At 46.2% G+C, this 1,078-nt stretch carries 2 protein-coding genes; one reads left to right on the plus strand and one right to left on the minus strand.

The features are described 5' to 3' along the window. On the plus strand, positions 1-576 hold a 576-nt coding region (locus tag A3762_RS16950), incomplete at its 5' end, for a cytochrome P450 (RefSeq protein ID WP_156493541.1). A 4-nt stretch (positions 577-580) separates the two neighbouring features. On the opposite strand, the gene A3762_RS16955 is transcribed toward A3762_RS16950, so the two are convergent. After that, positions 581-1,078 (minus strand): serine aminopeptidase domain-containing protein (locus tag A3762_RS16955; protein ID WP_197469332.1); only part of this gene is annotated, 498 nt, incomplete at its 5' end.

A 1,078-nucleotide genomic window follows, 5' to 3' on the forward strand; every position in this document is an offset into this window, starting at 1 on the left:
CTGCTAACCAATGACAACACGAAAGACATGATTGATCGACCTATGGAGTTTTTAGGGAACATGGCTTTATTGATTGTCGGTGGGAACGACACAACGCGTAATTCCATGACTGGCGGTGTGTTTGCGTTGAATCAGTTCCCTGATGAGTTCGCAAAACTAAAAGCTGATCCAAGTTTGATACCTAATATGGTTAGTGAAATCATTCGGTGGCAGACGCCTTTAGCTTATATGCGCAGGGTCGCGACGCAAGATGTTGAGTTACATGGTCAAACGATTAAAAAAGGCGACAAAGTCGTGATGTGGTATGCGTCGGGGAATCGGGACGAGCGTGCGATTGAGAATCCAGATGCATTCATCATCGACCGTAAAAATGCACGCAAACATTTGTCTTTTGGATTCGGCGTGCATCGTTGCATGGGGAATCGACTGGCTGAAATGCAACTTAAGATCCTGTGGGAAGAGTTGCTATCACGCTTTGATGATATAGAAGTGTTATCAGAGCCCGAATATGTCCAATCGAATTTCGTGAAAGGCTATACCTCTATGCAGGTTAAACTGACCGCTAAGCAAGGCTAAGCATTTACTGCCCGCAATAGAGTTCTTCAATCGAGGATGATTCAAACCCGTTTTGGTCATCCATCCAAGCTGTCATGTCTTTGAAAACGCGCGCTGCTTGTAGGTCGCGACTTAGCATATGGTAGCCATTGGTATAAAGTTTAAGCTGATGGTTAACTTGGCTTTCCATTCGTTTGAGCATTTCGCAAGTAGGTGTTTTGGGAATGACTTCGTCCTTGAGCCCGTATAGTACGAGGGCGGGCGTTTGTATTGCTGACGCGTTCTCAAGCGCTAAGTCCATCAAGTTAGTTAATCCATAAATAGCATCAATTCTCGTCTCTTTGATAACGAGAGGGTCTTGGCTCATCGCGATCAGCGCTTCAACATTATCGGTGGCAACCACACCAAGACTTTCCCCTGTAGGTTTCCAGCCAGGGAATGTATGTACGGCGACAAACAGCGCAAAACGCTGATACCAGGGTTGAGTGCTCCGTGCCCAGACTGCAGGGGCTAGTAAGATAAT

Source organism: Oleiphilus sp. HI0125, from assembly GCF_001635355.1.